This window comes from Streptomyces sp. LS1784, from assembly GCF_020103755.1.
GTDB lineage: Bacteria > Actinomycetota > Actinomycetes > Streptomycetales > Streptomycetaceae > Kitasatospora.
Genome location: NZ_JAHSQD010000747.1, coordinates 1 through 3,307 on the forward strand (window position 1 = coordinate 1; position 3,307 = coordinate 3,307).

General features: G+C 75.9%; 4 protein-coding genes. All 4 read left to right on the forward strand.

The features are described 5' to 3' along the window. The coding region (locus tag KS423_RS41675) for a lanthionine synthetase LanC family protein (RefSeq protein ID WP_308020314.1) at window positions 1-646 on the forward strand (646 nt) is incomplete at its 5' end. Beyond that, window positions 643-2,634, forward strand: a complete 1,992-nt coding sequence (locus KS423_RS41680) for an alpha/beta fold hydrolase (RefSeq protein WP_224284927.1) — start codon at window positions 643-645, stop codon at window positions 2,632-2,634. The genes KS423_RS41675 and KS423_RS41680, both read left to right, overlap by 4 nt. Before the next feature lie 166 nt (window positions 2,635-2,800). Further along, window positions 2,801-2,944: a VenA family class IV lanthipeptide gene (locus KS423_RS41685; RefSeq protein WP_158835523.1), complete on the forward strand. Its 144-nt coding sequence runs from the start codon at window positions 2,801-2,803 to the stop codon at window positions 2,942-2,944. Between the two features lie 182 nt (window positions 2,945-3,126). Next, window positions 3,127-3,307 (forward strand): hypothetical protein (locus KS423_RS41690; RefSeq protein ID WP_224284928.1); only part of this gene is annotated, 181 nt, incomplete at its 3' end.

Here is a 3,307-nt window from a genome sequence, read left to right on the forward strand (position 1 = left end):
CTTCCTCCTCGCCGCCGCCGGGGCGACCGGCGACCGGGCCCTGCTCGCCGGGGCCGCCGAGGCCGGGCGGACGCTCGCCGCCACCGCACGGTGGGGCGGTGAGAGCGACACCGCCTGGTGGCCGCAGAGCGCGAGCGATCCGGAGCACATTCGGCTCTCCCACTGGTGCAGCGGATCCTCCGGCGCGGGCAGCTTCCTGCTGCGGCTCGCCCGTGTCACCGGCGACACCGACACCCTCGACCTCGCCCGCGCCGCCGGACGCGCCGTACTGGCGGCCCGCTGGCACGGCGGGGCGAGCGCCTGCCACGGACTGGCCGGCGACGGCGAGTACCTGCTGGACCTCGCCGAGACCACCGGAGAGCCCGAATTCCGAACGGGTGCCGAGGAGTTGGCCCAGCTGATCGCCGCCCGAGCGGCCGTGCGCGACGGCCTCCGGGTGCTCCCGGACGAGACCGGCACCGGCTGCGCCGCCGGCTACGGCACCGGCACGGCAGGCCCGTTGGCCTTCCTGCTGCGGCTGCGCCACGGCGGGCCCCGGCTCTGGCTGGACCCGGCGCCACCGACCGAACGCCGGCTCCCGTCCGACGCCGCGGGCCCGTCCGGCAGCGCGGGCCGGTCCGGCACCACCGGGGTGAGCGGAGCATGAACGTGGCCACCCGGACCTTGACCCAGGCCCTGCGCCGGCTGAGCTTCACCTTCGCCGCCGACGGCAGCCACGCCGCCTGCCTCGCCTCCTGCGCCGACAGCGGCTGGTACGTGGAGAGTTGGCGACTGCCGCAGGACGGCGGGCCGGCGACGCCGACCGCACTGCCGCTGCCCGGCAATCGCTCGGAGAGCCTGCGCTCACAGCTGGTCGCACTGCCCGACGGCTCGGTGCTGACCTGCCGGCACGACGGCGATCGGCACGACCTCGTCCGCCTCTCGTCCGGCGAGAACGGCACCCTGGAACAACAGTCGGGCTCACTGCGGATGGCCGGACTGCGGCTGCTGCCGTTCCCGGCGCAGGCCGGGGCCGGCCCGCGGACACCGGTGGCGGTCGCGCTCGGCAGCGACACCCGCCCGGCGACCACCGCCTGGCTGGTGCGCACGGACGGCAGCGAGCCCGAACAGGTCGCCGAGATCCCGGGGTTGCACGGCGGCGGCACCTGGCTGGACCGCACGGGCACGCTGCTCGCGCTGGACCGGGTGAACGCGGGCCTGGTCCGCAGCGTGGTGCTCGACCTGCGCAACGGCCGCACCACCCCACTGCTGGAGATCGGCCCGCACAGCAACGACCGCCTGGTGCTGTTCGACCCGGACAGCCGGTTCGCGATGGTGCGCAGCGACGCGCCCGGCACCGACCGGCTCGGCTGGGGCGCCCTCGGCACCGGCGAGCCGCTGCGGTTCCCGGAATGCCTGCACGTCGCGGGTATGTTCCTGCGACCGGTCGCACTGCGGACGGCGGCCGACGGCCCCCGGGTCGCGGTGCAGATCGACCACGGCGCGGGTTCGGCGCTCGCGCTGTGGCGGCCCTCGGCCGGGCGGCTGGACCCGCTGCCGGTGCCACCCGGGCGGCTCGGCGCGGTCGGGCACTGGAGCGAGTCGGGGCTGCGGCTGCCGTACTCCTCGCCCGACCACCCGGCGGCGCTGGCCACCCTGGACGTGGACGCACTGCTGACGCACGGTCCCCTCCCGGCCGCCTCCGGCCCGATGCCGCTGCCGCTGCAACTCGCGCCGCTGGCCTCGGGGCTGCCCGGCCCGTGGCGGGACACCGTACTGCCCTGGCAGCCCGGCGGGGTGCGCCCGGTGAAGACCGCGCCGCCCGGCTGGCGGCTGGACGGCAGCACCCCGCCCGGGGACGGTGGCCGCTGGCATCCCGCGCAGAGCCTTGAACTCGCGGGCCCGGCAGGACCGTTGGAGGCCGTGGTGTACGGCGGGGACTCCTGGCTGAGCAGCCCGCACCTGGTGCTGGCACTGCACGGCGGCCCGGCCGACGCCTGGCGGCTGGAGTTCGATCCGGCGCTGCAGCGGATGGCCGCCGAGGGTCTCGCCGTCGTCGCGCCGAACCAGCGCGGCTCCACCGGCTACGGCGTGGCGCACGCACTGGCCATCCGGGGCGCCTGGGGCGGGCCCGACCTGGACGACGTCCTGTACCTGCTGGACGGCATCGCGGGCCAGCGTGCCGCCCTCGGCCTGGAACCGCCGGCCCTCTTCGGGGTCAGCTACGGCGCCTTCCTGGCGCTCCTGGCGGCCGCACACGCGCCGGCCGAGCAGGTCGCCCGCTGCGCGGTGGTCGCACCGTTCCTGTCCGGCGCCCGACTCCTCGCCGAAGCGGCGCCCCCCGTACGGGCGTTGACCACCCGCCTGGGCGGCGGCGAACCGATCGCCGACACCCGCGGACCGCGCGACGTGCTGCAACTGGCGCACCGGCTGAGCGCGCCACTGCTGGTCGTGCACGGAAACCGGGACGAGGTCGTACCGGTGAGCCAGTCCCGGTCACTGCGGCACGAGCTGCTGCGGATCGGCCGGGTCGAGGGCGAGGACTTCCGGTACGTCGAGGCGGCCGGCTCCGGGCACGAGGTGCTCGCCGACGAGGGCGCCGCCGTGCTGCACGAACTGCTGGCCGCGTTCCTGCGGACCGGCCGTCCGGGCTGATCCGCCGCCCGCACTTCACGGTTCACAGACTCCCGGGCCCGCTGAGGCCCGGGGCATCAGCCCCGGTGCGGTGGATGGAGGCCGCCCGGGGTGCGACACCTGACGCCCGCACGCAGATCGCGGCGGGCGGATACCTCAACGGGTACCTCAAGGGGAGGAAACAATCATGGAGAACACGGTGGACTTCGAGACCGACCTCGCGGCGCTCCAGGACCTGCCGGAGACCGAGTCGGTCGAGCTGACCGGCCACGGCAACGGCTGTCAGTACACCTGCCTCATCCTGACCTGCCTGCTCTTCACCGTCAGCTGACCAGGCGACCGAGCCGTGGGCTCGGGCGTCGGCTGACCAGGCGGTAGCCACCGGATGCCGTCCCTGCCTGTCCGGACAGGCAGGGACGGCACCGGCCTTCCCGGGCACGGTCCCGGGCCGCCCGAACTCTTGGAACCCCTGGAACAATCAGAACTATCGGGACTATCCGACGGGAGCTTCAGTTGCCCCGCCGCGCCACCGGCCGGCCCCTCGCGCTGGGCATCGCCCTGCCGGTCGAGGCCGCCACCACCCTCGCCCTGCCCGGCGTGCTCGCCGGGGCCGTCGACGCCGCCCTCCGCCGGAGCTCCGGTCCCGGCGCCTTCCTGCTGCTCGCCCTCCTCCTGGGCGCGGCCGCCGCCGCCA

Bases quoted from the DNA above. Each gene is read 5' to 3' on its own strand.
- KS423_RS41685 (WP_158835523.1), top strand. From the start codon at position 2,801: ATGGAGAACACGGTGGACTTCGAGACCGACCTCGCGGCGCTCCAGGAC.
- KS423_RS41680 (WP_224284927.1), top strand. From the start codon at position 643: ATGAACGTGGCCACCCGGACCTTGACCCAGGCCCTGCGCCGGCTGAGC.